This is a genomic window from Pseudomonas sp. R45(2017), from assembly GCF_002112305.1.
In the GTDB taxonomy this organism is placed as follows: Bacteria; Pseudomonadota; Gammaproteobacteria; order Pseudomonadales; family Pseudomonadaceae; genus Aquipseudomonas; species Aquipseudomonas paraglycinae.
This window is the reverse complement of record NZ_NEHH01000001.1, coordinates 248398-273132: the sequence shown is the minus strand read 5'-3', so window position 1 is coordinate 273132 and position 24735 is coordinate 248398. Positions and strand designations below refer to the sequence as shown.

Sequence of the window (24735 nt, the reverse complement as noted above, 5' to 3'; positions counted from 1 at the left end):
CCATGATTACCCTGAAACTTAATGGTCAAGACCATCCACTCGATGTCACCGAGGACATGCCGCTGTTGTGGGCGATCCGTGACGTCGCCGGTTACAACGGCACCAAGTTCGGCTGCGGCATGGGCCTGTGCGGTGCATGCACCATTCATATCGACGGCGCGCCGGCGCGCAGTTGCATCACCCCGATCGGTTCGGTGGTCGGGCAGAACGTGACCACCATCGACAACCTGCATGCCGACCCGGTCGGTCAGATCGTCCAGCAAGCCTGGCTCGACACGGCTGTGGCCCAATGCGGTTACTGCCAGGGCGGGCAGATCATGTCCGCCACCGCGTTGCTCAAGACCAACCCGAACCCGAGCGATGAGCAGATCGAAGAAGCGATGGTCGGCAACATTTGTCGTTGCGGCACCTACAATCGGATCAAGACCGCGATCCGTCAGGCCTCCACTCACCTGAAGGAGGCCAAGGCATGAGCCGTCTACCGAACGATTTCGCCCTGAGCAACCTGAGTCGCCGGGGCTTCCTCAAGGGCGTCGGCGCCACCGGTGCGTTGGTGCTGGCCGCTAGCTGGGGCTGGCAGGATGCGCTGGCCGAAGACAAACCGAAGCAGTTCGGCGCCGATGGCATGCCCAACGGCTGGATCGACGATCCGAAGGTTTACGTCAGCATTGCCGCTGACGGCACGGTGACCGTGGTCTGCAACCGTTCGGAAATGGGTCAGGGCGTGCGCACCAGCCTGACCATGGTGGTCGCCGATGAGCTGGAAGCCGACTGGGCCCACGTCAAGGTTCAGCAGGCGCCGGGTGATGAGGTACGCTTCGGCAACCAGGACACCGACGGCTCGCGCAGCATGCGTCACTGGTACGAACCGATGCGCCGTTGCGGCGCTGCCGCGCGGACCATGCTGGAGCAGGCCGCCGCCGCGCAGTGGAAGGTGCCGGTCGGCGAATGCCGCGCACAACTGCATAAAGTCATTCACACGCCGTCCGGGCGCGAGTTGGGTTACGGTGAGCTGGCCGTTGCGGCCAGTGCGCTGACGGTGCCGGCCCGTGACAGCCTGCGGCTCAAGCAGCCGTCAGAATTTCGTTACATCGGCAAGGAAGGCACCAAAGCCATCGACGGTGCCGACATCGTCAATGGTAGGGCGGTTTACGGGGCCGACGTGCATTTCGACGGCATGCTGTTCGCGGTCATTGCGCGTCCGGCGGTGTACGGCGGCAAGGTCAAGTCGGTCGACGACAGCGCCGCGCTGAAAGTGCCGGGCGTGCTCAAAGTCATCCAGATCGAACCCCGGCCATTGCCTTCGGAATTCCAGCCACTGGGCGGCGTGGCCGTGGTGGCCAGCAACACCTGGGCGGCATTGAAAGGTCGTGAAGCGCTGAAGATCGAGTGGGACGATGGCCCGAACGCCACTTATGACTCGGTCGCCTATCGCAAGGAGATCGAAGCCGCTTCGCTGAAACCGGGCAAAGTGGTACGCAATACCGGCGACATCGACAAGGCCATCGGCAGTGCCGCCAGCACTCTGGAAGCCTCCTATTACTTGCCGCATCTGGCCCAGGCACCGATGGAGCCGATGGTTGCCATCGCCCGTTACAAGGATGGCACCTGCGAGGCGTGGGCACCGAGCCAGGCGCCGCAGGTTACCCGCGAGCGGATCGCCGAACGCCTGGGGCTGCCATTCGATAACGTCACCTTTAACGTGACACTGCTCGGCGGTGGTTTCGGCCGCAAGTCCAAACCGGACTTCGTCGTTGAGGCTGCCGTGCTCGCCAAGGAATTTCCTGGCAAAGCAGTGCGCGTGCAATGGACCCGGGAAGACGACATCCACAACTCGTATTTCCACACTGTGTCCGCCGAATACCTCAAGGCCGGCGTCGGCAAGGACGGCTTGCCGTCCGCCTGGCTGCACCGCACGGTAGCGCCGAGCATCACCGCGCTGTTTGCGCCGGGCATGAACCACGAAGCCGCGTTCGAGCTGGGCATGGGCTTCACCAACATGGCCTACGCGATTCCCAACGTGCGCCTGGAAAACCCTGAAGCCACGGTGCATACGCGGGTCGGGTGGTATCGCTCGGTGTCGAACATTCCCCATGGCTTCGCAATTCAGAGCTTCGTCGACGAACTGGCGCACAAGGCCAAGGAAGATCCGCTCAAGTATCAGATCAAGTTGCTCGGCCCGGATCGGCAGATCGACCCGCGTACGCTCAGTGAAGAATGGAACTACGGCGAATCCCCAGAGCGTTATCCGATCGACACCGGGCGGATGCGCACCGTGCTCGAAACCGCGGCCAAGGCGGCGGGTTGGGGGCGTCAATTACCTAAGGGCCGTGGTCTCGGATTGGCGGTGCATTACAGCTTCGTCACCTACGTGGCGGCGGTGATCGAAGTCGAGGTCAAGGACGACGGCACATTGATCGTGCACAAGGCCGATATCGCCGTGGATTGCGGCCCGCAGATCAACCCGGAGCGGATCCGTTCGCAGTTCGAAGGCGCCTGCGTGATGGGCCTGGGCAATGCCGTGTGGGGCGAAATCAGCTTCAAGGACGGCAAGGTGCAGCAGGACAACTTCCATATGTATGAAGTGGCGCGCATGTCGCTGGCGCCGAAGGAAGTCGCGGTGCATCTGGTGACGCCGCCGGGTGAGGTGCCATTGGGCGGTGTTGGTGAGCCCGGCGTGCCGCCGATTGCGCCGGCGCTGTGCAATGCGATCTTCGCCGCCACCGGTCAGCGCATTCGCAACCTGCCGGTGCGCTACCAGTTGCAGGGCTGGCAGAAGGCGCAAGCGTGATGGACAGCGCCGATCTGAATGTCCTGCGCAGTGTGCTCGAATGGCGTCGCGCCGGGCAGCGAGTGATGTTGTTCAGCGTGGTGCAGACCTGGGGCACCGCTCCCCGGGCGCCCGGCGCAATGCTCGCGTTGCGCGAAGATGGCGTGGTGATCGGTTCGGTGTCCGGAGGTTGCGTCGAGGACGATCTGATCGCCCGGCTGCACGACGGACGGATTCCCGCCGACGGGCCGCCGGTGCAGTTGATCACCTACGGCGTGACGCAGGAAGAGGCGGCTCGTTTCGGCCTGCCGTGCGGCGGCACTCTGCGCCTGACCGAGGAGCGAGTCGGCGATCCGGCGTGGGTCGCCGAGTTGCTGGATCGCTGCGAAGCCCACGAAATCGTCGCTCGCGAGCTGAACATCGGCACTGGCGAGGTGGTGCTGCGACCGGCCGGCAAGACTGACACCTTGAGCTTCGACGGCCAGACCCTGCGCGCCATCTATGGCCCACGCTGGCGCCTGCTGTTGATCGGCGCCGGGCAGTTGTCGCGGTATGTGGCCGAGATGGCGCGGTTGCTGGATTTCGAAGTGCTGATCTGTGATCCGCGCACCGAATTCGTCTATGGCTGGGAAGAACAGCATGGGCGCTTTGTGTCCGGTATGCCGGATGAAGCGGTGCTGAACATCCAGACCGATGAACGCACGGCGATTGTCGCGCTGACTCATGATCCACGGCTGGACGACATGGCGCTGCTCACGGCGCTCGATTCCAAAGCGTTCTATGTCGGTGCGCTCGGCTCGCGGGTCAATAGCCGCAAACGTCGGGAAAATCTGGCTGAGCTAGGCTTGTCGGAAGCGGCCATCGCCCGTTTGCACGGGCCGATCGGTTTGCATATTGGCAGCCATTCCCCGTCGGAAATCGCCTTGTCACTGTTGGCGGAAATCGTCGCGATCAAGAATGGTGTCGAGCTCAAGCAGAAGAAAACAGCGGAGAGTGTATGAGCCGATCCATCGGAGTGATTGTGCTGGCGGCGGGCGAGGGCAGCCGCTTTCGCGAAGTGGCGGGTGCCAACAAGGACAAGCTGCTGGCCGATTGCACCGGGCGTGATGGCGCGGTGCGTTCGGTGATCGAGCAGGTGTTGGTGAACCTGCCGGCGAGCCTCGACCAGCGAGTGCTGGTGACGACCGAGGCGCGCCCGCAGGCAATGCGCATGGCGCAGGCTTATGGGTGTGACATTGTCTCGATCGAATCCACGGGAATGGGCGACAGCATCGCGGCGGGTGTGGCGGCTTGCCCGGATGCCGATGGCTGGCTGATTGTGCTGGGTGACATGCCGTTCATCCTGCCGTCGAGCATGGAACGGGTCGTGGCGGCGATTGCCGAGGATGCGGTCAGCGTACCGACGTTGAACGGTGACTATGGGCATCCGGTCGGGTTTGGTCGATCGTTCGCAGCGGGACTGATGTCTTTGTCCGGTGACCGCGGCGCCAGACCGCTGTTTGCCCAAGGACGAGTGATTGAAGTCGCGGTGGATGATCCGGGTGTGTTGTGGGATATCGACGTGCCGGATGCGCTGGTTTTCCCGCCATCCTGATAAAACCTTGAGGCATAAAAAAGCCCCGCCTGGATCACCAGGCGGGGCTTTTTATTGGCTTTGGAATCAGACGAGAGGTTTAGGCTCGTGTTCTTTTTCCTGGGCCTCTTCGTGTTGCTCGACCGCTTCCTGAACGGAGCGTGGTGCTTCGGCAATCACGGCCTCAACGGCAACTTCTTCAGCGACAGGGGCAGGAGCTGCCTCGACCACTTCGGCAACCACTGGCTCGGCAGCGACTGGAGCAGCAGCGGCAGCCAGTTCGGCTTCCTTCTGCAGACGCTCTTCTTCACGCTTGCGACGACGCACTTCACGCGGGTCGTTTGGTGCGCGGCCGCTTGGGGTCAGGGCGCTGACCGGCGCGACAACTGGAGACGCTTCAACTACCGGGGCAGGTGCTTCGGCGACAACTGGCGCTTCAACCACAGGGGCTTCAACGACCGGTGCCGGTTCGGCAAACACTACTGGCTCGGCAGTCTTGGCTTCTTCAACAACAGGTGCTTCAACCACTGGCGCTGGTGTTTCTGCGACAGCTGGCTCGGCGACCCAGTTGAATGCGGTCTGTTCTTCGCGAACTTCACGCACGGTTTCGGTCACGGTTTCAGCGACGGTTTCGACAACCGACTCTTCAACTACGGCTGGTGCTTGGAAGGTCACCGCTGGTTCGGCAGCCGCTTCAACCTGAGGCTGAGCTTCGCGAGCCGGAGCCACTTCGACTTCCGGAGCGGCAGCTACTTCTACCGGAGTGGTTGCTTCAACAACCGGCGCTTCTACTGGAGCAGTTTCCAGTGTTGCAGCGGTAGCGCGTTCAGCTTGCTCGTGGGCCTGAGCTTCAGCCGGAGCGCTGATCGCGGTGCTGGCAACTGCAGCGGTAACAGCCAGACCAGCAGCCAGATCGGCAGTGCTTGGCGCCTGGGCGTTTTCGCCGGACTCGGATTCTTCCGAACCTTCGATCACGTTGCCGTTGGCATCACGCTGACGTTCGCGACGGTTGCTGCGACGACGCTGACCACGGGAGCGGCGGCGTGGACGATCGCCTTCGGCGTTCTCCGAACCGTCTTCCGGCAGTTGCTCTTCGTTGGTGGTGATTTCTTCTTCAGCGACGGCAGCAGCGGCCTGTTCGGCACGCGGTTGACGCTCTTCACGCGGAGGACGTGGCGCACGTTCTTCACGCGGCTGACGGGCCGGACGCTCTTCAGCGGTGGCGGCGGCAGCAACGGCCGGAGCGGCATCCAGAGGTTCGCGCAGTTCACGTACGCGTTCTTCACGCTCGCCACGCGGCTTGCGATCTTCACGTGGAGCACGTGGTGCACGTTCTTCACGAGGGGCGCGTGGTGCGCGTTCTTCGCGGGCTACCGGTGCTTCGTCACGGGATTCGCGCGGCTCGCGGACTTCACGTGGTTCGCGCGGCTGACGCTCTTCACGCGGCTCACGTGGGGCGCGCTCTTCACGCGGTGCACGTTCTTCGCGCGGCTTGCGTTCTTCATCGCGGCGACCGTTACGGTTGCGGCTCTGCTGACGACCGTTGCGACGCTCTTCGTTGCGGGCCGGACGCTCGGTGGCTGGTTTTTCAACCACAACCGGAGCTACAGGTTCTTCCTTGGTGGCGAACAGGCTGACCAGCGACTTCACCAGGCCTTTGAACAGGCTTGGCTCTGGCGCGGCAACCGGAGCAGGTGCCGGGGCCGGAGCGGCGACTTCGGTCGGAACCGGAGCGTTGGCGCGGGCCGGAGCGGTCTTGACGGCGGCTTCCTGGCGCACCAGGGTGCGGGTCGCGGCGGCTGGCTGGACGTCTTCGACGTCGGCGGCAGCGGCAGCGATTTCGTAGCTGGACTGGTTGGTCGCGGCTTCCGGGCTGTCGTCACGCAGACGCTGAACTTCGAAATGCGGGGTTTCGAGGTGATCGTTCGGCAGGATGACGATGCGGGCGCGGGTGCGCAGTTCGATCTTGGTGATCGAGTTGCGTTTTTCGTTGAGCAGGAACGCGGCCACCGGGATCGGCACTTGAGCGCGAACTTCGGCGGTGCGGTCTTTCAGGGCTTCTTCTTCGATCAGGCGCAGGATCGCCAGGGACAGCGATTCGACGTCACGGATGATGCCGGTGCCGCTGCAGCGCGGGCAGACGATGCCGCTGCTTTCGCCGAGCGAAGGACGCAGGCGCTGACGGGACATTTCCAGCAGGCCGAAGCGCGAGATGCGACCGATCTGCACGCGGGCGCGGTCGGCTTCCAGGCATTCGCGGACTTTCTCTTCCACGGCGCGCTGGTTCTTGGCAGGGGTCATGTCGATGAAGTCGATGACGATCAGGCCGCCGATGTCGCGCAGGCGCAACTGACGGGCGATTTCTTCAGCCGCTTCAAGGTTGGTCTGCAGGGCGGTTTCTTCGATGTCGCTGCCTTTGGTGGCGCGCGCCGAGTTGATGTCGATGGACACCAGGGCTTCGGTCGGATCGATGACGATGGAGCCGCCGGACGGCAGTTCAACGACGCGCTGGAAAGCGGTCTCGATCTGGCTTTCGATCTGGAAACGGTTGAACAGCGGAACGCTGTCTTCGTAAAGCTTGATCTTGCTGGCGTACTGCGGCATCACCTGGCGAATGAAGGTCAGGGCTTCGTCCTGGGCTTCAACGCTGTCGATCAGCACTTCGCCGATGTCCTGGCGCAGGTAATCGCGGATGGCGCGGATGATGACGTTGCTTTCCTGGTAGATCAGGAACGGCGCGGAACGATCCAGCGAGGCTTCTTTGATGGCGGTCCAGAGTTGCAGCAGGTAATCGAGGTCCCACTGCATTTCTTCGCTGCTGCGGCCCAGGCCTGCAGTGCGCACGATCAGACCCATGTCGGCCGGAGCGACCAGACCGTTCAGCGCTTCACGCAGTTCGTTGCGCTCTTCGCCTTCGATGCGACGGGAGATGCCGCCGGCACGCGGGTTGTTCGGCATCAGAACGAGGTAACGACCGGCCAGGCTGATGAAGGTGGTCAGGGCTGCGCCCTTGTTGCCACGCTCTTCTTTTTCGACCTGAACGATGACTTCCTGGCCTTCGCTCAGGACGTCCTTGATGTTGACGCGGCCTTCAGGGGCTTTCTTGAAGTATTCGCGGGAGATTTCTTTGAGGGGTAGGAAGCCGTGGCGCTCGGAGCCGAAATCGACAAAGGCAGCCTCAAGGCTTGGTTCGATGCGAGTGATGCGGCCTTTATAGATGTTGGCCTTTTTCTGCTCGCGTGCACCGGATTCGATGTCCAGGTCGTAGAGGCGCTGGCCATCTACCAGTGCAACACGCAACTCTTCGGGTTGAGTTGCGTTAATCAGCATTCTTTTCATGTAGTACCGTCGGTTTCCGGGCTGCCGGAAACGGCGTTCGGCACACACGACTTCTCACGGTCGGTGTCAGGTGCGTCGGGAGTGGTTGGCCATTCCCGTGTCCAGCGATGTCCGGCCAATTGGGCCGTTATCGCGACGTACGCGTCCTGCTTGCTGTGGCTACTTAAGCACTCAGTCAGGAGGAGGAATCAACCGGTGGCTGTGGACGAGATGAAGCGTCTTGATAAAACCTGTTGCTACACAGTCCAGCGGTTGTGCATCTCCACCCTACACGTATCCCTGATAATTCGGGTGCTGCCGCGCGCAGAATCCGCAGCGGGTTGGCATTTACCGTGAGCTCCGAAAGGGGAGGTCACGCATCATGGCTAATTCAGGCGGTGTTTCCGGAGTCTTCGCTCGGGGTCATCCGCGGCTGACTGCACTTTGTGAACTGGCCGTGAATATGGCTCGCGTGGCGAGTCAAAACTCTGCTTTGCGGCGTGATTCAGGCCTCATGTCACCTGCGCTTGTTACAGCTGCAAACTCCACCGTTACGTAGCAAAAGCCCCGTAGGACGGCCTCGCGTCCTGGTGAATTGCGTTGGTCAGGGCCGGTTTTTGACCGTGGTTCCGCTGTCCAGGCCGCTTTTGGCGGCGTTCGCGACTATAGCAGCAATGATTAAGTGCTTCAATTCCATAAAAATTGTTATCATCGGCGCCATGACGACTACTGCCCCTTCGACTCCAGGCGTTCAATTGCTTGAGGTCTCGCCGGAATATGCCGGCCAACGAATCGACAATTTCCTCCTCGCCCGGCTCAAAGGCGTGCCCAAGACCTTGATTTACCGCATTTTGCGCAAAGGCGAAGTGCGTGTGAACAAAGGTCGGATCAAGCCCGAATACAAGCTGCAGGCCGGCGACATCGTGCGCGTGCCGCCTGTTCGTGTGCCTGAGCGTGACGAGCCGGTGCCTTTGGCCCAAGGCCTGTTGCAGCGCCTGGAAGCCTCGATTGTCTACGAAGACAAGGCCCTGATCGTGATCAACAAGCCCGCCGGCATTGCGGTTCACGGTGGCAGCGGCCTGAATTACGGCGTTATCGAAGCCTTTCGTCAGTTGCGCCCCGATGCCAAGGAGCTGGAACTGGTTCACCGTCTCGATCGCGACACCTCCGGCCTGCTGATGATCGCCAAGAAGCGCAGCATGTTGCGCCACTTGCATGCCGCGTTGCGCGGTGACGGTGTCGACAAGCGTTACATGGCACTGGTTCGCGGCAATTGGGCGACCTCGATCAAGCAAGTCCGTGCGGCGCTCGGCAAGAGCAATCTGCGCTCCGGGGAGCGCATGGTCGAGGTCGACGAGGAGGAGGGCAAGGAGTCTGTGACCGTGTTCAAGGTCCTGCGTCGCTTTGGCGATTTTGCCACTTTGATCGAAGCCAAGCCGATCACCGGTCGCACGCACCAGATCCGCGTTCACACGTTGCACGCCGGGCATTGCATTGCGGGTGACACCAAATACGGCGATGACGGTTTCAGTAAGGAAATCCGTGATCTGGGCGGCAAGCGCCTGTTCCTGCACGCCTACATGCTGACCGTGCCGCTGCCCGATGGCGGTGAGCTCAAGTTGCAGGCACCGGTCGATGAAATGTGGGCCAAGACTGTGGAGCGATTGAGTGCGCCCATCTGATTACAAGCTGCTGATTTTCGATTGGGACGGCACCCTGGCCGATTCCATTCATCGGATTGTCGAGGCAATGCACTCGGCGTCCGGGCGCTCCGGTTTCGAGTTGCGTGATGATTTTGCCGTCAAGGGCATCATCGGTCTGGGCTTGCCCGAGGCGATCCGCACGCTGTATCCCGAAATCAGTGATGCCGAAATGACCTTGTTCCGCGAGTATTACGCCGATCACTACATCGCTGCAGAAGCCGTGCCTTCGCCGTTGTTCGAAGGTGTAGTCGAGTCGATGGCGTCCTTTCGCGAGCAGGGCTATCACCTGGCTGTCGCGACCGGCAAGAATCGTCGCGGTCTGGATCGGGTGCTCAAGGCCAATGGCTGGGAAGATTATTTCGATATCACCCGCGCTGCCGATGAAACTGCGAGCAAGCCGCACCCTCTGATGCTGGAGCAGATACTCGCTCACTGCGGTGTGCGTGCCGAACAGGCGTTGATGGTCGGCGATTCGTCCTTCGACCTGCTGATGGCGCGCAATGCGGGGATGGATTCGGTGGCGGTCAGTTATGGCGCGCAATCGATCGAATCACTGCAGCAGTTCGAGCCGCGACTGTCGATCGACCATTTTTCCGAATTGCACGCCTGGCTGGGGCAGCAGGCTTAATACGTTTTTGCTGGGGTGGATGGCATGACCGACGAATGGAAAGCACCGGCCAAGGCAACTGCCGACGACGGTGATGCGAAAAGCTGGAAGCTGCTGGAAAAGACTCTGCTGGCCGGCGTGCAGGAGCAGCGTCGTTCACGACGCTGGGGTATCTTCTTCAAACTGCTGACGTTTGTTTATCTGTTTGTTGCGCTGATCCTGTTCACGCCGTTGATGGACATGGAAAAAAGCGCAACTCGTGGCCCGAACTACACCGCGCTGATCGACGTCACCGGCATGATTGCCGACAAAGAGCCGGCCAGTGCCGACAACATTGTCGGCAGTCTGCGGGCGGCGTTCGAAGACAAGAAGGTCAAAGGCGTAATCCTGCGCATCAACAGCCCGGGCGGCAGTCCGGTGCAGTCGGGTTACGTGTATGACGAGATCAAGCGTTTGCGCGGCCTGCATCCTGACACCAAGCTGTACGCGGTGATTTCCGATCTTGGCGCTTCCGGTGCCTATTACATCGCCAGTGCGGCGGATCAGATCTACGCCGACAAGGCCAGTCTGGTGGGTTCCATTGGTGTGACGGCGGCCGGTTACGGGTTTGTCGGCACCATGGAGAAACTTGGCGTCGAGCGTCGCACTTACACTTCTGGCGAGCACAAGGCGTTCCTCGATCCGTTCCAGCCGCAGAAGCCGGAAGAGACGGCGTTCTGGCAAAGTGTGCTGGATACCACGCACAAGCAGTTCATCAATAGCGTCAAGCAGGGGCGTGGCGATCGCTTGAAAGACAAAGAGCATCCGGAGCTGTTCTCCGGGCTGGTCTGGTCTGGCGAGCAGGCGCTGCCATTGGGGCTGATCGATGGTCTGGGCAATGCCAGTTCGGTGGCGCGTGACGTGATTGGCGAAAAGGAACTGGTGGACTTCACCGTTCAGGAATCGCCGTTCGACCGCTTCTCGAAGAAGCTCGGTGCCAGCGTTGCCGAGAAACTGGCAATGTGGATGGGTTTTAACGGCCCGTCGTTACGCTGATCGAATGCTGCAAGAAAAACCGGCCTGAGGGCCGGTTTTTTGTGGTTCAGGGAATCTGTACGCCTTCCGTCAATAGCATGTCGATCAGGCGAATCAGTGGCAGGCCGATCAGGCTGGTGGCGTCCGGGCCTTCGGTGGATTGAAACAGGCTCACGCCCAGTCCCTCGGCCTTGAAGCTGCCGGCGCAGTCGTAGGGCTGCTCGGCGCGCAGATAGCGCTCGACGCGGGCCTGGTCCAGTACGCGCATGTTTACGGTGAAGGGCACGCAGTCGACCTGGCAGTGGCCGGTCTGGCTGTTGAGCAGGGCCAGGCCGGTGAGGAAGGTCACGCTGGCGCCGCTGGCGGCCATCAGTTGTTCGCGGGCATTTTCGAAGGTGTGCGGCTTGCCGATGATGCGCTCGCCGAGTACCGCAACCTGGTCGGAGCCGATGATCAGGTGAGCAGGGTGGCTGTCGGCCAGGGCGCGGGCTTTCTGTTCGGCGAGGCGCTTGACCAGCTCGATTGCCGACTCGTCCGGGCGATGGCTTTCATCGATATCCGGTGAGCTGCAGACGAACGGCAGGCGCAGGCGGCTGAGCAATTCCCGACGATAGGTCGAGCTTGAAGCGAGTAATAAAGGCAGCATTCGCATCTCCAGAGGCAGGTGACAGATTCTAGCGGAGGCGCGCAAGTGACGGACAGGGCACAATTTCCTTTGACATGGGTGGGTGCATCCCTATAATGCTGCGCCTATGTTGAATGACCCGATTCCACCTCACGTTGACCCGCGCAAATTGGCTGACCGTGGCACCACCCTTCAAGGTGAACTGCTGCTGGCCGATTTGAAGAGACTCTGCGACCCGCTTTCCGACGACGTCGGTACGGTGCAGGCAAAATTCGTTTTTGAACGAGATGAACGTAAATCTGTGGTAATCCACAGCTTTATCGACACCGAAGTCAAAATGGTTTGCCAGCGTTGTCTTGAGCTGGTCACCCTGCCGATCCACAGCGAATGCAGTTATGCCGTGGTGAAGGAGGGTGCGAATACCCAGTCGTTGCCGAAAGGTTATGACGTGCTGGAACTGGGCGAAGATCCATTGGATCTGCAGTCACTGATCGAGGAGGAGCTTCTGCTCGCCTTGCCCATTGTGCCTGCTCATCATCCGGAAGAATGCCAGCAGCCGGCGGGAGCAGATGAGCCCGAACCGAGCGAGGACGAGGTAACGCGGTCCAACCCGTTCAGTGTATTGGCGCAGTTAAAGCGTGACCCAAACGTTTAGGAGTTAATCAATTATGGCTGTTCAGCAGAACAAAAAATCCCGCTCTGCCCGTGACATGCGCCGTTCGCACGACGCTCTCGAGGCTAGCACCCTGTCTGTAGAAAAAACCACTGGTGAAGTTCACCTGCGTCACCACGTATCGCCAGAAGGCGTATACCGTGGCCGTAAAGTGATCGACAAGGGCGCTGACGAGTAATCACTTGTCCGCTCAAGTCATCGCGATTGACGCAATGGGCGGGGACTTCGGTCCCCGCAGCATTGTTCAGGCCAGCCTTGCTTGCCTTTCTGCTACGCCCTCGCTGCACCTGACCCTCGTCGGTCAACCCTCCCTTCTTGAAGAACTGATCACCGGCCAATCGGCTGCCGATCGCGCGCGCCTGACGATTGTTCCGGCGTCCGAAGTCATCACCATGGACGAAAAACCTGCTCAGGCCCTGCGTGGCAAGCCGGACTCGTCGATGCGTGTCGCTCTCGAATTGCTGCGTGACGGCAAGGTTCAGGCCTGTGTCAGTGCCGGCAATACCGGTGCCTTGATGGCGCTGTCGCGATTTGTGCTCAAGACCCTGCCGGGGATTGATCGTCCGGCCATGGTCGCCGCGATCCCTACTCAGAAGGGCTATTGCCAGTTGCTTGATCTGGGCGCCAACGTCGATTGCAGTGCCGAGCATCTGTTGCAGTTCGCCGTGATGGGTTCCGTGGCGGCGCAAACGCTGGGTATCGCTCGCCCGCGTGTCGCGCTGCTGAATATCGGCACCGAAGACATCAAGGGCAATCAGCAGGTCAAGCTTGCTGCGACGTTGCTGCAGGCTGCCCGGGGCATCAATTACATCGGCTTCATCGAAGGTGACGGTTTGTATCGCGGCGAGGCGGACGTGGTGGTTTGCGATGGTTTTGTCGGCAATATTCTGCTCAAGTCCAGCGAAGGCCTGGCGACCATGATCGCTGCGCGCATCGAGGCTTTGTTCAAGAAAAACCTCGCCTCCCGCGCTGTCGGCGCTCTGGCGTTGCCATTGATGAAGCGTCTGCAGGCTGATCTGGCACCGGCGCGACATAACGGCGCAAGCTTCCTCGGTTTGCAGGGCATTGTCGTGAAAAGTCACGGTTCGGCCGGGGTTCAGGGATTTCAGAGTGCCATTCAGCGAGCGCTGATCGAGATTCAGGAGAATCTTCCCGAACGCCTGCACGGCCGTCTGGAGGATTTGTTGTCTTAGGCGTTTTCGTCGGACAATGCTTAAATGTGACCGCCCGGTTCAAAGGGCCATCCAACTGTCAGTTTCTTGCGTCCCTCTAGCGGGATGCCATTTTTCCGACGACAAGATCATTAGGGGCTTGTTACATGTCTGCTTCCCTCGCATTCGTCTTTCCAGGACAGGGTTCGCAGTCCCTCGGCATGCTGGCCGAGCTGGGCGCGCAACATCCGTTGATCCTCGAAACTTTCAAAGAAGCATCCGATGCTCTGGGCTACGACCTGTGGGCGCTGACCCAGCAGGGCCCGGAAGAGCTGCTCAATCAAACCGATAAAACCCAACCGGCCATTCTGACCGCTTCGATCGCCCTGTGGCGTCTGTGGCTGGCGGAAGGTGGTGCGCGTCCGGCCTTCGTTGCCGGTCACAGCCTGGGTGAATACAGCGCGCTGGTCGCTGCCGGCAGCTTGAGCCTTGCCGATGCGGTAAAACTCGTTGAGCGCCGTGGCCAGCTGATGCAGGAAGCTGTTCCGGCCGGGCAGGGCGGCATGGCTGCCATCCTCGGTCTGGAAGATGCCGATGTTCTCGCTGCCTGTGCTGAAGCGGCGCAGGGCGAAGTGGTCAGTGCGGTGAACTTCAACTCCCCGGGTCAGGTAGTGATCGCCGGTGCCAAGGCGGCCGTTGAGCGCGCCATTGAAGGCTGCAAGGCCCGTGGTGCCAAGCGCGCCATGCCGCTGCCGGTCAGCGTGCCGTCGCACTGCGAGCTGATGCGTCCGGCTGCCGAGCGCTTCGCCGAATCCATCGCTGCCATCGACTGGCAGGCGCCGCAGATCCCTGTGGTACAGAACGTCAGCGCTCAGGTGCCGGCGGATCTGGAAACCCTCAAGCGTGATCTGCTGGAGCAACTCTACAAGCCGGTCCGCTGGGTCGAGTCCGTACAGACCCTGGCCGCCAAAGGTGCGACCAATCTGGTCGAGTGCGGCCCTGGCAAGGTGCTGGCCGGTCTGAACAAACGTTGCGCCGAAGGCGTTTCGACTTCCAACCTCAATACCCCAGACGCTTTTGCTGCTGCTCGCGCAGCGGCTGTCTGAATCAGGAGAAGCTTGCATGAGTCTGCAAGGTAAAGTTGCACTGGTCACCGGCGCAAGCCGTGGCATCGGCCAGGCTATCGCACTGGAACTGGGTCGTCAGGGCGCCATCGTTGTTGGCACCGCGACTTCCGCTTCGGGCGCCGAGCGTATTGCTGCGACCCTGAAGGAAAACGGCATCCAGGGCGCAGGTTTCGAACTGAACGTCACCAGCGACGAATCGGTCACCAAAGTGCTGGCGAGCATCCAGGAGCAGTTCGGTGCGCCGGTGGCGATTCTGGTCAACAATGCTGGCATCACCCGCGATAACCTGATGATGCGCATGAAAGACGACGAGTGGTACGACGTGATCGATACCAACCTGAACAGTCTGTATCGCCTGTCCAAGGGCGTTTTGCGCGGCATGACCAAGGCGCGTTGGGGCCGAATTATCAGTATTGGCTCGGTGGTGGGTGCCATGGGCAACGCTGGCCAAGTAAACTATGCAGCCGCCAAGGCCGGTCTGGAAGGTTTCAGCCGTGCCATGGCGCGTGAAGTCGGTTCGCGTTCGATTACGGTCAACTCGGTAACCCCAGGGTTCATCGACACCGATATGACCCGCGAGCTGCCTGAAGCACAGCGTGAAGCCTTGCAGACGCAGATTCCGCTGGGCCGTCTGGGACAAGCTCAAGAGATCGCGTCCGTGGTCGCTTTTCTTGCATCCGACGGTGCGGCATACGTGACCGGGGCTACAATCCCGGTTAACGGCGGGATGTACATGTAATTCAAATGTGACGGATTGCTTCAAAAAAATGTCATACGAGCTGTCTAAAATCCGTTATAAAGCTGCAATCTATTTATAGGCAGAGGGCCGCAGGGTTTGAGGAGTGAAGCTTTCAGTTGAAAAGCTGAAAAGTCTTTCTATACACTTACCCACTGGCCAGCTGCCTGAATTTGTCCATTAGGAGTGAAAACAAGGTATGAGCACCATCGAAGAGCGCGTCAAGAAAATCGTTGCCGAGCAACTGGGTGTTAAAGAAGAAGAAGTGGTCAACACCGCTTCCTTCGTAGAAGACCTGGGTGCCGACTCCCTTGACACCGTTGAGCTGGTGATGGCTCTGGAAGAGGAATTCGAGACCGAAATCCCTGACGAAGAAGCTGAGAAGATCACTACTGTACAAGCTGCAATCGACTACGTTACTAGCCACCAGGCGTAATAGTTTGTAATCGTTGCTTGCTGTCATGGAAAAACCGCACTGCCATCATGGCGTGCGGTTTTTTCTTTAGGCCTGATGCAAAGTCGTCATTTGAAAAAGGAGAGTGCTGTGTCGCGTAGACGCGTCGTAGTCACCGGTATGGGTATGTTGTCGCCACTGGGCACGGATGTGCCGAGCAGTTGGCAGGGCATTCTGGCTGGCCGCAGTGGCATTGGTCTGATCGAACACACCGACCTTTCTGCCTATTCCACCCGCTTTGGCGGCTCGGTAAAGGGCTTCAATGTCGAGGAATACCTGTCGGTCAAGGAAGCGCGCAAGCTCGACCTGTTCATTCAGTACGGTCTGGCGGCCGGCTTTCAAGCCGTACGCAATGCCGGTCTGGAAGTCACCGATGCCAACCGTGAACGCATTGGCGTGGCCATGGGTTCGGGTATCGGCGGTCTGACCAACATCGAAGAAACCAGCCGCACGCTGCACGAGACTGGCCCGCGCCGGATTTCTCCGTTCTTTGTGCCTGGCTCGATCATCAATATGATTTCCGGTTTCCTGTCCATCCACCTGGGTGCACAGGGGCCTAACTACGCCATCGCCACAGCGTGTACCACCGGTACGCACTGCATCGGCATGGCGGCGCGCAACATCATGTACGACGAAGCCGACGTGATGATTGCCGGCGGTGCCGAAATGGCCGCGTGCGGTCTGGGCATGGGCGGCTTTGGTGCTTCCCGTGCGCTGTCGACCCGCAACGACGAGCCGACCCGCGCCAGCCGTCCGTGGGACAAGGGCCGTGACGGCTTCGTACTGTCCGACGGCGCCGGTGCCCTGGTGCTCGAAGAGCTCGAGCACGCCAAGGCCCGTGGCGCGACCATCTACGCCGAGCTGATCGGTTTCGGCACCAGTGGCGACGCCTTCCACATGACTTCGCCACCCGCCGACGGCGCTGGTGCCGCGCGCTGCATCACCAACGCGCTGCGCGATGCGAAGATCAACGTCGATCAAGTGCAATACATCAACGCCCACGGCACTTCGACCCCGGCCGGTGACCTCGCTGAAGCCAACGCGATCAAGTCGGTGTTCGGTGATCACGCCTACAAGCTGGCAGTCAGCTCCACCAAGTCCATGACCGGGCACCTGCTGGGTGCGGCGGGCGCGGTCGAGGCGATCTTCAGCGTGCTGGCGATCAACAGCCAGGTGGCGCCACCAACCATCAACCTCGATGAGCCGGACGAAGGCTGCGACCTCGATTTCGTGCCGCACACCGCGCGCAACATGGATATCGATGTCGTACTGTCCAACTCGTTCGGGTTTGGCGGCACCAACGGCACGTTGGCGTTCCGTCGGTTCGCCGGCTGATGGACTGCTGGGTCGACGGTCTGCCGGCTGACGCTCTGTCGCTGAAAGATCGCGGCCTGGCTTACGGCGACGGTCTGTTCGAGACCATCGCCGTGCGTAGCGGTCAGCCGTTGCTGCTGGATCGGCATCTGACGCGTCTGGCCGACGGCTGTGCGCGTCTGGCCATCGCAGCCGACATCGAGCGGGTTCGCCATGAGCTGCAATCCTATGCCGCCGCGATGGGCGAGGGCGTGCTCAAACTCATCCTCACCCGTGGCGACGGATTGCGCGGTTATGCGCCGGATCCTTCAGCGCAGGGCCGACGCATTCTGCAAGGCAATCCTCCCGCCGCTTATCCAGCGGCCCACGCCGAGCAGGGCGTTCGCCTTTTTCCGTGTAGCACGCGTTTGTCCAGACAGCCGTTGCTTGCCGGGCTCAAACACCTCAATCGACTGGAACAGGTTATTGCCCGCGCCGAATGGCGGGACAGTGAACACGCCGAAGGTTTGATGCTCGACCAGGCCGGTCGGGTGATCGAAGGCGTGTTCAGCAATCTGTTCCTGGTGCGTGACGGTGTGCTGATCACGGCGGACCTGAAACGCTGCGGCGTGGCCGGGGTGATGCGCGCAGAAATATTGTTTCAGGCGGAGTCCCTGGGCATCCCCGTGCAAATCACCGACATCCCCCTCGAACAGCTGCAATGGGCCGATGAAGTCTTTGTCTGCAACAGCGTGTATGGCGTCTGGCCGGTACGCGCCTGTGCTGCTCTGAGCTGGCCGGTTGGCCCGCTCACCCGTAAACTGCAAACCATTGCCCGCGCGCTACTGGATGCCTGATTCGTGAGACGTAAACTTTTGCTGCTGCTGGAAACCGGACTGGTTCTGGCAGGGCTGCTGTTGGGCGCCAGCGCCTGGAAGATTCATTCGGCGCTGGAACAGCCCCTGAACATCACGCAGGAAGAACTGCTGGATGTGCCCAAGGGATCCACCCCGACCCGTACTTTTCTTGGACTCGAAGCCGATGGCGTCATCAAGGACGCGTTCTGGCTGCGGGTCTATTGGCGTTTCAACCTTGCCGGCACGCCGATTCACAGCGGTGAATACCGCATGCAGCCGGGCATGACCGTCAACGGCCTGATCGACCTGTGGAAGCGCGGCGATGTGGTTCAGTACAGCCTGACCCTGGTCGAAGGCTGGAATTTCCATCAAGTGCGCGCCGCGCTGGCCAAAGATGAAAAGATCGAGCAGACCCTCAACGGTCTGAGCGACAGTGATGTGATGGCCAAAATCGGTCACAAGGGCCTGTTCCCTGAAGGCCGCTTCTTCCCCGACACCTACCGCTTCGTGCGCGGTGTGACCGATACCGAACTGTTGAAAAAGGCCTTCGACCGCCTCGACGAAGTGCTGGCCAAGGAGTGGGAAAAACGCTCCGCCGACGTGCCTTACACCGAGCCCTATCAGGCGCTGATCATGGCGTCGCTGGTGGAGAAGGAAACCGGCGTGCCTCAGGAACGTGGCCAGATTGCCGGCGTCTTTGTGCGGCGCATGGCGCTGGGCATGCAGTTGCAGACCGACCCGACGGTGATATACGGTCTGGGCGACCGCTACAACGGCAAGCTGACCCGCGCCCACCTCAAGGAAGCCACGCCGTACAACACGTATATGATTCCCGGCCTGCCGCCGACGCCGATCGCCATGGTCGGACGTGAAGCCATTCACGCCGCCCTCAACCCGGTGGATGGCACCAGTCTCTACTTTGTTGCCCGTGGCGATGGCAGTCACGTGTTCTCCGATGATCTGGACGCGCACAACAATGCGGTGCGCGAGTACCAGCTCAAGCGGCGCGCGGATTACCGCTCGAGCCCGGCGCCGACGACTGCGCCCGAAACCGCTCCGGCAGCCGAGGAGGCGATACCTGCCGCCTCTCCCGACACTGCACCGGAGTCGTTGCCGCAGCCGCCTGCTCAAGAGCCTGCGCCGACGCCGGAACCGGAAGCCTCCGCTCCCCAAAACACGCAATGACTTTGATTAAGGACTGCCTGTGACTGGCTTGTTTATTACCCTGGAAGGCCCGGAAGGCGCCGGCAAAAGCACCAACCGCGAATACCTCGCCGAGCGCCTGCGCGCCGCCGGTATTGAAGTGGTGCTGACCCGCGAGCCCGGCGGTACGCCGCTGGCCGAGCGCATTCGTGAGGTGTTGCTGGCCCCGGTCGACGAAGTGATGAATCCGGACACCGAGCTGTTGCTGGTGTTCGCCGCCCGTGCCCAGCATCTGGCTGAAGTCATTCGACCGGCACTGGCCCGTGGTGCGGTCGTGCTGTGTGACCGTTTCACCGATTCGACTTACGCCTATCAGGGTGGCGGTCGTGGCTTGTCGCTGGAGCGCATCGCGGCGCTGGAGACTTTCGTGCAGGGCGACTTGCGTCCCGACCTGACGCTGATTTTCGATCTGCCGGTGGAAATCGGTTTGGCCCGCGCCAGTGCTCGTGGACGTCTGGATCGTTTCGAGCTGGAAGGCCGTGAGTTTTTCGAGGCCGTACGCAGTGCTTTCCTCAAGCGCGCCGAAGCCGATCCGGCGCGTTACGTGCGGATCGACGCCGGTCAGCCGTTGGCCAAGGTTCAACAATCGCTGGATACCCTGATTCCGAATTTGCTGGAGCTGAGCCGTGGCTGAGGCCTATCCGTGGCAGGACAGCCTCTGGCAGCAACTGGCCGGTCGCACTCAGCATGCCCACGCGTATCTGCTGCACGGGCCGGCCGGGATCGGCAAGCGCGCGCTGGCCGAGCGACTGATGGCCAGCCTGCTGTGCCAGCGTCCGACGCCTGAAGCCTGCGGCGAGTGCAAATCCTGTCTGCTGCTCAAGGCCGGCAGCCACCCGGACAATTACATCCTCGAACCGGAGGAAGCGGACAAGGCGATCAAGGTCGACCAGGTGCGTGATCTGGTCAGTTTCGTGGTGCAGACCGCACAACTGGGCGGGCGCAAGGTGGTGCTGATCGAACCGGTGGAGTCGATGAACATCAACGCCGCCAACGCCTTGCTCAAGAGCCTTGAGGAGCCGTCCGGCGATACCGTGCTGCTGCTGGTCAGCCACCAGCCGAGCCGGTTGTTGCCGACCATCAAGAGCCGCTGCGTGCAGCAGGCCTGTCCGCTGCCGAGCGAATCCATGAGCCTGCAATGGCTGGCTCAGGCATTGCCGGAATGTTCCGAAGACGAACGGGTCGAACTGTTGACCCTGGCCGCCGGCTCGCCGTTGGCCGCCGTCACGTTGCAGGGGCAGGGCGTGCGTGAACAGCGTTCGCAGGTTGTCGAAGGCGTGAAGAAGCTGCTCAAGCAGCAGCAATCGCCGACGCAACTGGCCGAGGAGTGGAAAAACATTCCGATGCTGCGGCTGTTCGACTGGTTCTGCGACTGGTCGAGCCTGATCCTGCGCTATCAATTGACCCAGGATGAAGCAGGCCTCGGCCTGACCGATATGCGCAAGGTCGTGCAGTACCTGGCGCAGAAAAGTGCTCAGCCTAAAGTGCTGGATATTCAGGACTGGATCCTCGCCCAGCGTCAGAAAGTCCTGAGCAAGGCCAACCTCAATGCGGCGTTGCTGCTGGAAGCGTTGCTGGTGCAATGGGCGAGCTTGCCTGGTCAAAGATAAGAATGTGTACCTAGACTCTGAACATCAGCAGTGGAGGTCAACATGAATGAACCTGTCAGCCCGGGGCCGCGTAACGGCATCTTGTCCCTGACCATCAAGGACAAGTCGGTCCTTTACGCCGCCTACATGCCGTTCATCAAGAACGGTGGCCTGTTCATCCCGACCAACAAGAGCTACAAGTTGGGCGACGAGGTGTTCATGCTGCTGAACCTGATGGACGAGGCGGAGAAGATTCCGGTGGCCGGCAAAGTGGCCTGGATCACCCCCAAAGGCGCCCAGGGTAACCGCGCAGCCGGCGTCGGCGTGCAATTCAACGATGGCGACAACACCGCGCGCAGTCGCATCGAAACTCATCTGGCCGGAGCCCTGAAGTCCGACCGTCCCACTCATACGATGTAAGTTGCAGTCCTTTTTATGCTCGTAGATTCCCATTGTCACCTTGATCGCCTCGACCTCGCCGTTCACGACGGTTCCCTGGATGCCGCGCTGGACGCGGCCCGTCAGCGCGGGGTCGGACACTTCCTGTGCATCGGCGTCAGCGCCGACAACGCGGCCGACGTCAAAGCCCTCGCCGAGCGCTACGACGATGTCGATTGCTCGGTTGGCGTACATCCGCTGGATGTGCAGCCGGGCGCGGCGCCGGCGCTGGACTGGCTGCTGCACGAGCTCAATCACCCGAAAGTGGTGGCGATCGGCGAAACCGGTCTGGACTATCACTACGAGCCGGAAGCGGCGGAACTGCAGCAGGAGTCGTTCCGACTGCACCTGCAAGCAGCACAGCAGACTGGCAAACCGGTGATCATCCACACCCGTGGCGCCCGTGCCGATACGCTCGAGCTGCTGCGCGAAGCCGCGCTGCTCCAGGCCGGTGTGTTGCATTGCTTCACCGAAGACTGGGACATGGCCAAGGCGGCGCTGGACATGGGTTATTACATTTCCCTGTCGGGCATCGTCACCTTCCGCAATGCCGATGCGCTGCGCGATGTGGCGAGCAAGGTTCCGGCCGATCGCCTGCTGGTGGAAACCGATTCGCCGTATCTGGCGCCGATCCCGTATCGCGGCAAACCGAACCTGCCGCAATACGTGCGGGAAGTGGCAGAGTTTCTGGCGATGCTGCGCGGCGAGAACTACGAGCGCTTTGCCGAGCAGACCACCGAGAACTTCAAGCGACTGTTTCCGCTGGCGCATGTAAAAGCCTGAATCGCAGGCAAAAAAAACCCGGGTTCTGGGGGGTGAATCCGGGTTAAGACCATTAGGAGTAAAACAAAGGCACGCGGTCCCTTGGTACCTTTACCGGCGCGACACTTGGGGGAGATGTCGCCCGACAGTTCAAGTATTGATCAGTCTGGCGCCGAGTCCAGTTGGCCGGCCGGGGTTTTTAAACAAATTTGGAATACGTTCGCTTCGGTTATGTTCTCATTCCCCCCGAAACGTTCGTGAAATGAACAAGAAACACAGATATGGTCGGATGATCCGTGCATTTTTGCGCAAGTTAGGCATAATACGCGGCTTCGAATTTTGACCCCTACAGACCTTTTCTTATGCACAAAGAACCTCGTAAGGTCCGTGAGTTTCGTCGCCGCGAGCAAGAAATTCTCGATACCGCGCTCAAGCTGTTCCTCGAACAAGGTGAAGACAGTGTCACCGTCGAGATGATTGCTGATGCCGTGGGTATCGGCAAAGGCACGATCTACAAGCACTTCAAGTCCAAGGCCGAAATCTATCTGCGCCTGATGCTCGATTACGAGCGCGACTTGAACGAGCTGTTGCACTCGGCCGATGTCGACAAGGACAAGGAAGCGCTGTCCCGTGCCTACTTTGAATTCCGCATGCGCGACCCGCAGCGCTATCGCCTGTTCGATCGCCTGGAAGAGAAGGTGGTCAAGGGCAATCAGGTGCCCGAGATGGTCGAGGAGCTGCACAAGATCCGTGCCTCGAACTTCGAACGCCTGACGCTGCTCATCAAGGGCCGCATCAGCGAAGGCAAGCTCGAAGACGTCCCGCCGTACTTCCACTACTGCGCATCCTGGGCGCTGGTGCACGGCGCGGTGGCGCTGTATCACTCGCCGTTCTGGAGCAATGTGCTGGAAGATCAGGAAGGTTTCTTCCAGTTCCTGATGGATATCGGTGTGCGCATGGGCAACAAGCGCAAGCGCGACCCTGAAACGCCAAGCAGCTGAATCATTCAGTTGCCTTATGCGCCGTGTTTTTCGCTACATGGCGCAGTACCGCAGGAATATACTCAGGCATAGGGCTTGCTAAAACTTGAATTGTGAGTCAAGTTTTAGCCGCTCGATTTTCCATCGCCGGAGTGCTTCATGATCGTTGACCGTCAAGGCAGGCGTTTTCGCAATTTGCGGATCAGTCTGACTTCAGCCTGCAATTACGCCTGTACCTACTGCGTGCCCAACGGCAAGCGGCTGGTGGCTGCGCAGGATGAACTGTCGGCCGAGGCCATGGCACGAGGCGTGGCTTATCTGATCGAAGCCGCCGGCATCGAGCGCCTGCGCATTACCGGCGGCGAGCCGCTGGTCAGCCCCAAACTCGAATCGTTCATGAGCGCCGTCGGCAAGATGGGTCTGGAAGACATCAGCCTGACCACCAACGGTCAGCTCCTGGCGAAAAAGCTCCCGCTGCTGGTCGATGCCGGCCTGCGACGCATCAACGTTTCCCTCGATACCCTGGACGCCGGCGCGTTCCGCAGCATTGCCCGTGGCGGCGATCTGGCCACCGTGCTGGATGGCATGGATCAAGCGGCCGCGGCGGGGATGAAGATCAAGGTCAACATGGTGCCGTTGCGCGGGCAGAACCTCGACCAGGTGATGCCGCTGCTCGATTACTGCCTCGAGCGCGGCTTTGAGCTACGCTTCATCGAGCTGATGCGCATGGGCCACCTGGCCACTGATTCCAACGCCTTCCTGCAACAGTTCGTCAGCCTGCAACAGCTGCTGAGCCTGATCGGCGAACATTACGAGTACGCGCAAACCGACGCGCCAGTGGACGCGACGGCGGTTCGCTATGCGATTCCCGGTCGGGGCAACTTCGGCGTGATTGCCAACGAAAGTGTGCCGTTCTGCCGAACCTGCTCGCGACTGCGTCTGTCGTCCACCGGATGGCTGCATGGCTGCCTTTCGTCGAGCAACCGCCACTACGTCGGTGACCTGCTCGACAAGCCGCGTCATGAGGCGCTGCCAGCGTTGCAGCGGCTGCTGGTCAAGGCGCTGGGCGACAAACAGGAAGTCGCGTTCTCCGGTGGCGCCACCGTCATGAAGATCATCGGCGGCTGAATCCGGTTTAGCCACGAAGTCTTATTTCAAAGCGGATACCTGCACATTTCCAAGGACTGGCGCAAAAGCTGCATCCTACGGCCATTCGCCGGTTTTCCGTCACCGGCTTCTGGAGGATTAGGATGCGTAGCCTGGTTTTGCTGCTGGCCGTTTTGGCGCTGGGCGGCTGTATGACTGTCAGTGACATGGCCGAAGGGACTCGCTACCAGATGAGCGACGCTGGGCTGCTGGATCACAGCGACAGCCGTCGCGTAAACAATTTCCGCATTCAGCCGGATTCGTTCATCTACATTGCGCAAGGCTCGTTCGCGCCGCCGGGTGGTTCTTACCCGCGGCCCAACGTAGTGGCTGAAGAGGCCTTCAAAGGCTTCGTCGAGTACTTCCCGATGGTCCGCCGCGCCCGTGCGCCGGAAGGCCTCGATCAGGCGATGGGCGAAGCCCGCGACGCCGGTGCCCACTACCTGCTGTACACCCGTTTCGCCAAGGCCGACGACCGCATCGGCAACTCCGATGAGTGGCTGGATCAGGAAGCCGTGGATCGCCTCGGTATCGACGGCGGCGTGATTCAGATCATGTTGATCGAGACCAGCACCCAGTATTTGATTGATACTGCACGGATCAAGAGTCGTGGCGGTTTACTGACGTTCCACGACAACAAGCCCGAAGACCTGATCGGCCCACCGCTTGCGCAGTACGCGCGCAGCCTGCTGGGCGTCGGGGACCAGTAATTCAAG

The 24735-nt window shown here is 60.8% G+C and carries 25 protein-coding genes; 23 read left to right on the top strand and 2 right to left on the bottom strand.

Features of this window, described 5'->3' with window-relative positions; translation table 11 throughout:
• Positions 1 to 2: 2 nt before the first annotated feature.
• From CAF74_RS01290 to CAF74_RS01275, 4 genes are read left to right on the top strand one after another with little or no spacing between them, the layout of a single operon-like run.
• Positions 3 to 473, top strand: coding sequence for a (2Fe-2S)-binding protein (locus CAF74_RS01290; RefSeq protein ID WP_039770687.1), 471 nt, complete (start codon positions 3 to 5; stop codon positions 471 to 473).
• On the top strand, positions 470 to 2791 hold the full coding sequence (locus CAF74_RS01285) for a xanthine dehydrogenase family protein molybdopterin-binding subunit (RefSeq protein WP_085745063.1): 2322 nt from the start codon (positions 470 to 472) through the stop codon (positions 2789 to 2791). The genes CAF74_RS01290 and CAF74_RS01285 overlap by 4 nt, the downstream gene beginning before the upstream one ends.
• Entirely contained in the window at positions 2791 to 3771 is a 981-nt protein-coding gene (locus CAF74_RS01280) for an XdhC family protein (RefSeq protein WP_085745062.1), read from the top strand. The genes CAF74_RS01285 and CAF74_RS01280 overlap by 1 nt, the downstream gene beginning before the upstream one ends.
• On the top strand, positions 3768 to 4364 hold the full coding sequence (locus CAF74_RS01275) for a nucleotidyltransferase family protein (protein WP_085745061.1): 597 nt from the start codon (positions 3768 to 3770) through the stop codon (positions 4362 to 4364). The genes CAF74_RS01280 and CAF74_RS01275 overlap by 4 nt, the downstream gene beginning before the upstream one ends.
• A 66-nt stretch (positions 4365 to 4430) precedes the next feature.
• Here CAF74_RS01275 and rne read toward each other — a convergent pair whose 3' ends face one another.
• Positions 4431 to 7682 (bottom strand): ribonuclease E, encoded by a 3252-nt coding sequence (gene rne / locus CAF74_RS01270; protein ID WP_085745060.1) that lies wholly within the window; start codon positions 7680 to 7682, stop codon positions 4431 to 4433.
• Positions 7683 to 8380: 698 nt separating this feature from the next.
• Here rne and rluC point away from each other — a divergent pair.
• The 3 genes from rluC to sppA are packed head-to-tail and all read left to right on the top strand — an operon-like array spanning position 8381 to position 11006.
• Entirely contained in the window at positions 8381 to 9343 is a 963-nt protein-coding gene (gene rluC / locus CAF74_RS01265; protein ID WP_007950779.1) for a 23S rRNA pseudouridine(955/2504/2580) synthase RluC, read from the top strand.
• Positions 9330 to 9992 (top strand): HAD-IA family hydrolase, encoded by a 663-nt coding sequence (locus tag CAF74_RS01260; protein WP_085607333.1) that lies wholly within the window; start codon positions 9330 to 9332, stop codon positions 9990 to 9992. Before rluC ends, CAF74_RS01260 begins: the two co-directional genes overlap by 14 nt.
• 24 nt (positions 9993 to 10016) lie before the next feature.
• Entirely contained in the window at positions 10017 to 11006 is a 990-nt protein-coding gene (gene sppA, locus CAF74_RS01255; RefSeq protein ID WP_085745059.1) for a signal peptide peptidase SppA, read from the top strand.
• A 46-nt stretch (positions 11007 to 11052) separates the two neighbouring features.
• Here the strand turns inward: sppA and CAF74_RS01250 are convergent, their stop codons facing one another.
• Positions 11053 to 11631 carry a nucleoside triphosphate pyrophosphatase gene (locus CAF74_RS01250; protein ID WP_085745058.1) on the bottom strand — a complete coding sequence of 193 codons (579 nt, stop codon included), beginning with the start codon at positions 11629 to 11631 and terminating at the stop codon, positions 11053 to 11055.
• Between the two features lie 106 nt (positions 11632 to 11737).
• On the opposite strand from CAF74_RS01250, the gene CAF74_RS01245 reads away from it, so the two are divergent.
• The 16 genes from CAF74_RS01245 to CAF74_RS01170 all read left to right on the top strand — a co-directional run bounded on the left by CAF74_RS01245 (position 11738) and on the right by CAF74_RS01170 (position 24729).
• Positions 11738 to 12265 (top strand): YceD family protein, encoded by a 528-nt coding sequence (locus CAF74_RS01245; RefSeq protein WP_003204262.1) that lies wholly within the window; start codon positions 11738 to 11740, stop codon positions 12263 to 12265.
• A gap of 13 nt (positions 12266 to 12278) precedes the next feature.
• The gene (rpmF, locus tag CAF74_RS01240) at positions 12279 to 12461 is read left to right on the top strand and encodes a 50S ribosomal protein L32 (protein ID WP_003179396.1); all 183 of its coding nucleotides are present in this window, start codon (positions 12279 to 12281) and stop codon (positions 12459 to 12461) included.
• Positions 12462 to 12465: 4 nt separating this feature from the next.
• Positions 12466 to 13476, top strand: a complete 1011-nt coding sequence (plsX, locus tag CAF74_RS01235) for a phosphate acyltransferase PlsX (protein ID WP_074688106.1) — start codon at positions 12466 to 12468, stop codon at positions 13474 to 13476.
• Between the two features lie 125 nt (positions 13477 to 13601).
• A complete protein-coding gene (fabD, locus tag CAF74_RS01230) occupies positions 13602 to 14540 on the top strand; it encodes an ACP S-malonyltransferase (protein WP_007950787.1) in 939 nt (312 codons plus the stop codon).
• A 16-nt stretch (positions 14541 to 14556) separates the two neighbouring features.
• Positions 14557 to 15300, top strand: a complete 744-nt coding sequence (gene fabG, locus CAF74_RS01225; RefSeq protein ID WP_007950790.1) for a 3-oxoacyl-ACP reductase FabG — start codon at positions 14557 to 14559, stop codon at positions 15298 to 15300.
• 196 nt (positions 15301 to 15496) lie between these two features.
• The gene (gene acpP / locus CAF74_RS01220) at positions 15497 to 15733 is read left to right on the top strand and encodes an acyl carrier protein (RefSeq protein ID WP_003175607.1); all 237 of its coding nucleotides are present in this window, start codon (positions 15497 to 15499) and stop codon (positions 15731 to 15733) included.
• Positions 15734 to 15841: 108 nt separating this feature from the next.
• Positions 15842 to 17086, top strand: coding sequence for a beta-ketoacyl-ACP synthase II (gene fabF / locus CAF74_RS01215; protein WP_007908259.1), 1245 nt, complete (start codon positions 15842 to 15844; stop codon positions 17084 to 17086).
• Positions 17086 to 17901 (top strand): aminodeoxychorismate lyase, encoded by an 816-nt coding sequence (pabC, locus tag CAF74_RS01210; RefSeq protein ID WP_085745057.1) that lies wholly within the window; start codon positions 17086 to 17088, stop codon positions 17899 to 17901. Before fabF ends, pabC begins: the two co-directional genes overlap by 1 nt.
• A 3-nt stretch (positions 17902 to 17904) precedes the next feature.
• On the top strand, positions 17905 to 19086 hold the full coding sequence (gene mltG, locus CAF74_RS01205) for an endolytic transglycosylase MltG (RefSeq protein ID WP_064383483.1): 1182 nt from the start codon (positions 17905 to 17907) through the stop codon (positions 19084 to 19086).
• A gap of 19 nt (positions 19087 to 19105) precedes the next feature.
• Positions 19106 to 19738 carry a dTMP kinase gene (tmk, locus tag CAF74_RS01200; protein WP_007950797.1) on the top strand — a complete coding sequence of 211 codons (633 nt, stop codon included), beginning with the start codon at positions 19106 to 19108 and terminating at the stop codon, positions 19736 to 19738.
• Positions 19731 to 20714 carry a DNA polymerase III subunit delta' gene (locus tag CAF74_RS01195; RefSeq protein ID WP_085745056.1) on the top strand — a complete coding sequence of 328 codons (984 nt, stop codon included), beginning with the start codon at positions 19731 to 19733 and terminating at the stop codon, positions 20712 to 20714. The genes tmk and CAF74_RS01195 overlap by 8 nt, the downstream gene beginning before the upstream one ends.
• A 42-nt stretch (positions 20715 to 20756) precedes the next feature.
• Positions 20757 to 21113 carry a PilZ domain-containing protein gene (locus CAF74_RS01190; protein ID WP_007950801.1) on the top strand — a complete coding sequence of 119 codons (357 nt, stop codon included), beginning with the start codon at positions 20757 to 20759 and terminating at the stop codon, positions 21111 to 21113.
• A gap of 15 nt (positions 21114 to 21128) precedes the next feature.
• Positions 21129 to 21914 carry a TatD family hydrolase gene (locus CAF74_RS01185; protein ID WP_085745055.1) on the top strand — a complete coding sequence of 262 codons (786 nt, stop codon included), beginning with the start codon at positions 21129 to 21131 and terminating at the stop codon, positions 21912 to 21914.
• 341 nt (positions 21915 to 22255) lie between these two features.
• Positions 22256 to 22894 (top strand): TetR/AcrR family transcriptional regulator, encoded by a 639-nt coding sequence (locus CAF74_RS01180; protein WP_007950805.1) that lies wholly within the window; start codon positions 22256 to 22258, stop codon positions 22892 to 22894.
• A 138-nt stretch (positions 22895 to 23032) separates the two neighbouring features.
• A complete protein-coding gene (locus tag CAF74_RS01175; RefSeq protein ID WP_007950807.1) occupies positions 23033 to 24001 on the top strand; it encodes a GTP 3',8-cyclase MoaA in 969 nt (322 codons plus the stop codon).
• A 122-nt stretch (positions 24002 to 24123) separates the two neighbouring features.
• Positions 24124 to 24729: a DUF4823 domain-containing protein gene (locus tag CAF74_RS01170; RefSeq protein WP_007950810.1), complete on the top strand. Its 606-nt coding sequence runs from the start codon at positions 24124 to 24126 to the stop codon at positions 24727 to 24729.
• The last annotated feature ends 6 nt before the right edge of the window (positions 24730 to 24735 follow it).

Coding starts and splice junctions, on each gene's coding strand:
- CAF74_RS01290 (WP_039770687.1), top strand. CDS start 3: ATGATTACCCTGAAACTTAATGGTCAAGACCATCCACTCGATGTCACC.
- CAF74_RS01245 (WP_003204262.1), top strand. CDS start 11,738: ATGTTGAATGACCCGATTCCACCTCACGTTGACCCGCGCAAATTGGCT.
- CAF74_RS01280 (WP_085745062.1), top strand. CDS start 2,791: ATGGACAGCGCCGATCTGAATGTCCTGCGCAGTGTGCTCGAATGGCGT.
- fabG (WP_007950790.1), top strand. CDS start 14,557: ATGAGTCTGCAAGGTAAAGTTGCACTGGTCACCGGCGCAAGCCGTGGC.
- sppA (WP_085745059.1), top strand. CDS start 10,017: ATGACCGACGAATGGAAAGCACCGGCCAAGGCAACTGCCGACGACGGT.
- CAF74_RS01190 (WP_007950801.1), top strand. CDS start 20,757: ATGAATGAACCTGTCAGCCCGGGGCCGCGTAACGGCATCTTGTCCCTG.
- rne (WP_085745060.1), bottom strand. CDS start 7,682: ATGAAAAGAATGCTGATTAACGCAACTCAACCCGAAGAGTTGCGTGTT.
- pabC (WP_085745057.1), top strand. CDS start 17,086: ATGGACTGCTGGGTCGACGGTCTGCCGGCTGACGCTCTGTCGCTGAAA.
- rpmF (WP_003179396.1), top strand. CDS start 12,279: ATGGCTGTTCAGCAGAACAAAAAATCCCGCTCTGCCCGTGACATGCGC.
- CAF74_RS01275 (WP_085745061.1), top strand. CDS start 3,768: ATGAGCCGATCCATCGGAGTGATTGTGCTGGCGGCGGGCGAGGGCAGC.
- fabD (WP_007950787.1), top strand. CDS start 13,602: ATGTCTGCTTCCCTCGCATTCGTCTTTCCAGGACAGGGTTCGCAGTCC.
- CAF74_RS01250 (WP_085745058.1), bottom strand. CDS start 11,631: ATGCTGCCTTTATTACTCGCTTCAAGCTCGACCTATCGTCGGGAATTG.
- CAF74_RS01175 (WP_007950807.1), top strand. CDS start 23,033: ATGATCGTTGACCGTCAAGGCAGGCGTTTTCGCAATTTGCGGATCAGT.
- rluC (WP_007950779.1), top strand. CDS start 8,381: ATGACGACTACTGCCCCTTCGACTCCAGGCGTTCAATTGCTTGAGGTC.
- CAF74_RS01185 (WP_085745055.1), top strand. CDS start 21,129: ATGCTCGTAGATTCCCATTGTCACCTTGATCGCCTCGACCTCGCCGTT.
- CAF74_RS01170 (WP_007950810.1), top strand. CDS start 24,124: ATGCGTAGCCTGGTTTTGCTGCTGGCCGTTTTGGCGCTGGGCGGCTGT.
- CAF74_RS01285 (WP_085745063.1), top strand. CDS start 470: ATGAGCCGTCTACCGAACGATTTCGCCCTGAGCAACCTGAGTCGCCGG.
- acpP (WP_003175607.1), top strand. CDS start 15,497: ATGAGCACCATCGAAGAGCGCGTCAAGAAAATCGTTGCCGAGCAACTG.
- CAF74_RS01180 (WP_007950805.1), top strand. CDS start 22,256: ATGCACAAAGAACCTCGTAAGGTCCGTGAGTTTCGTCGCCGCGAGCAA.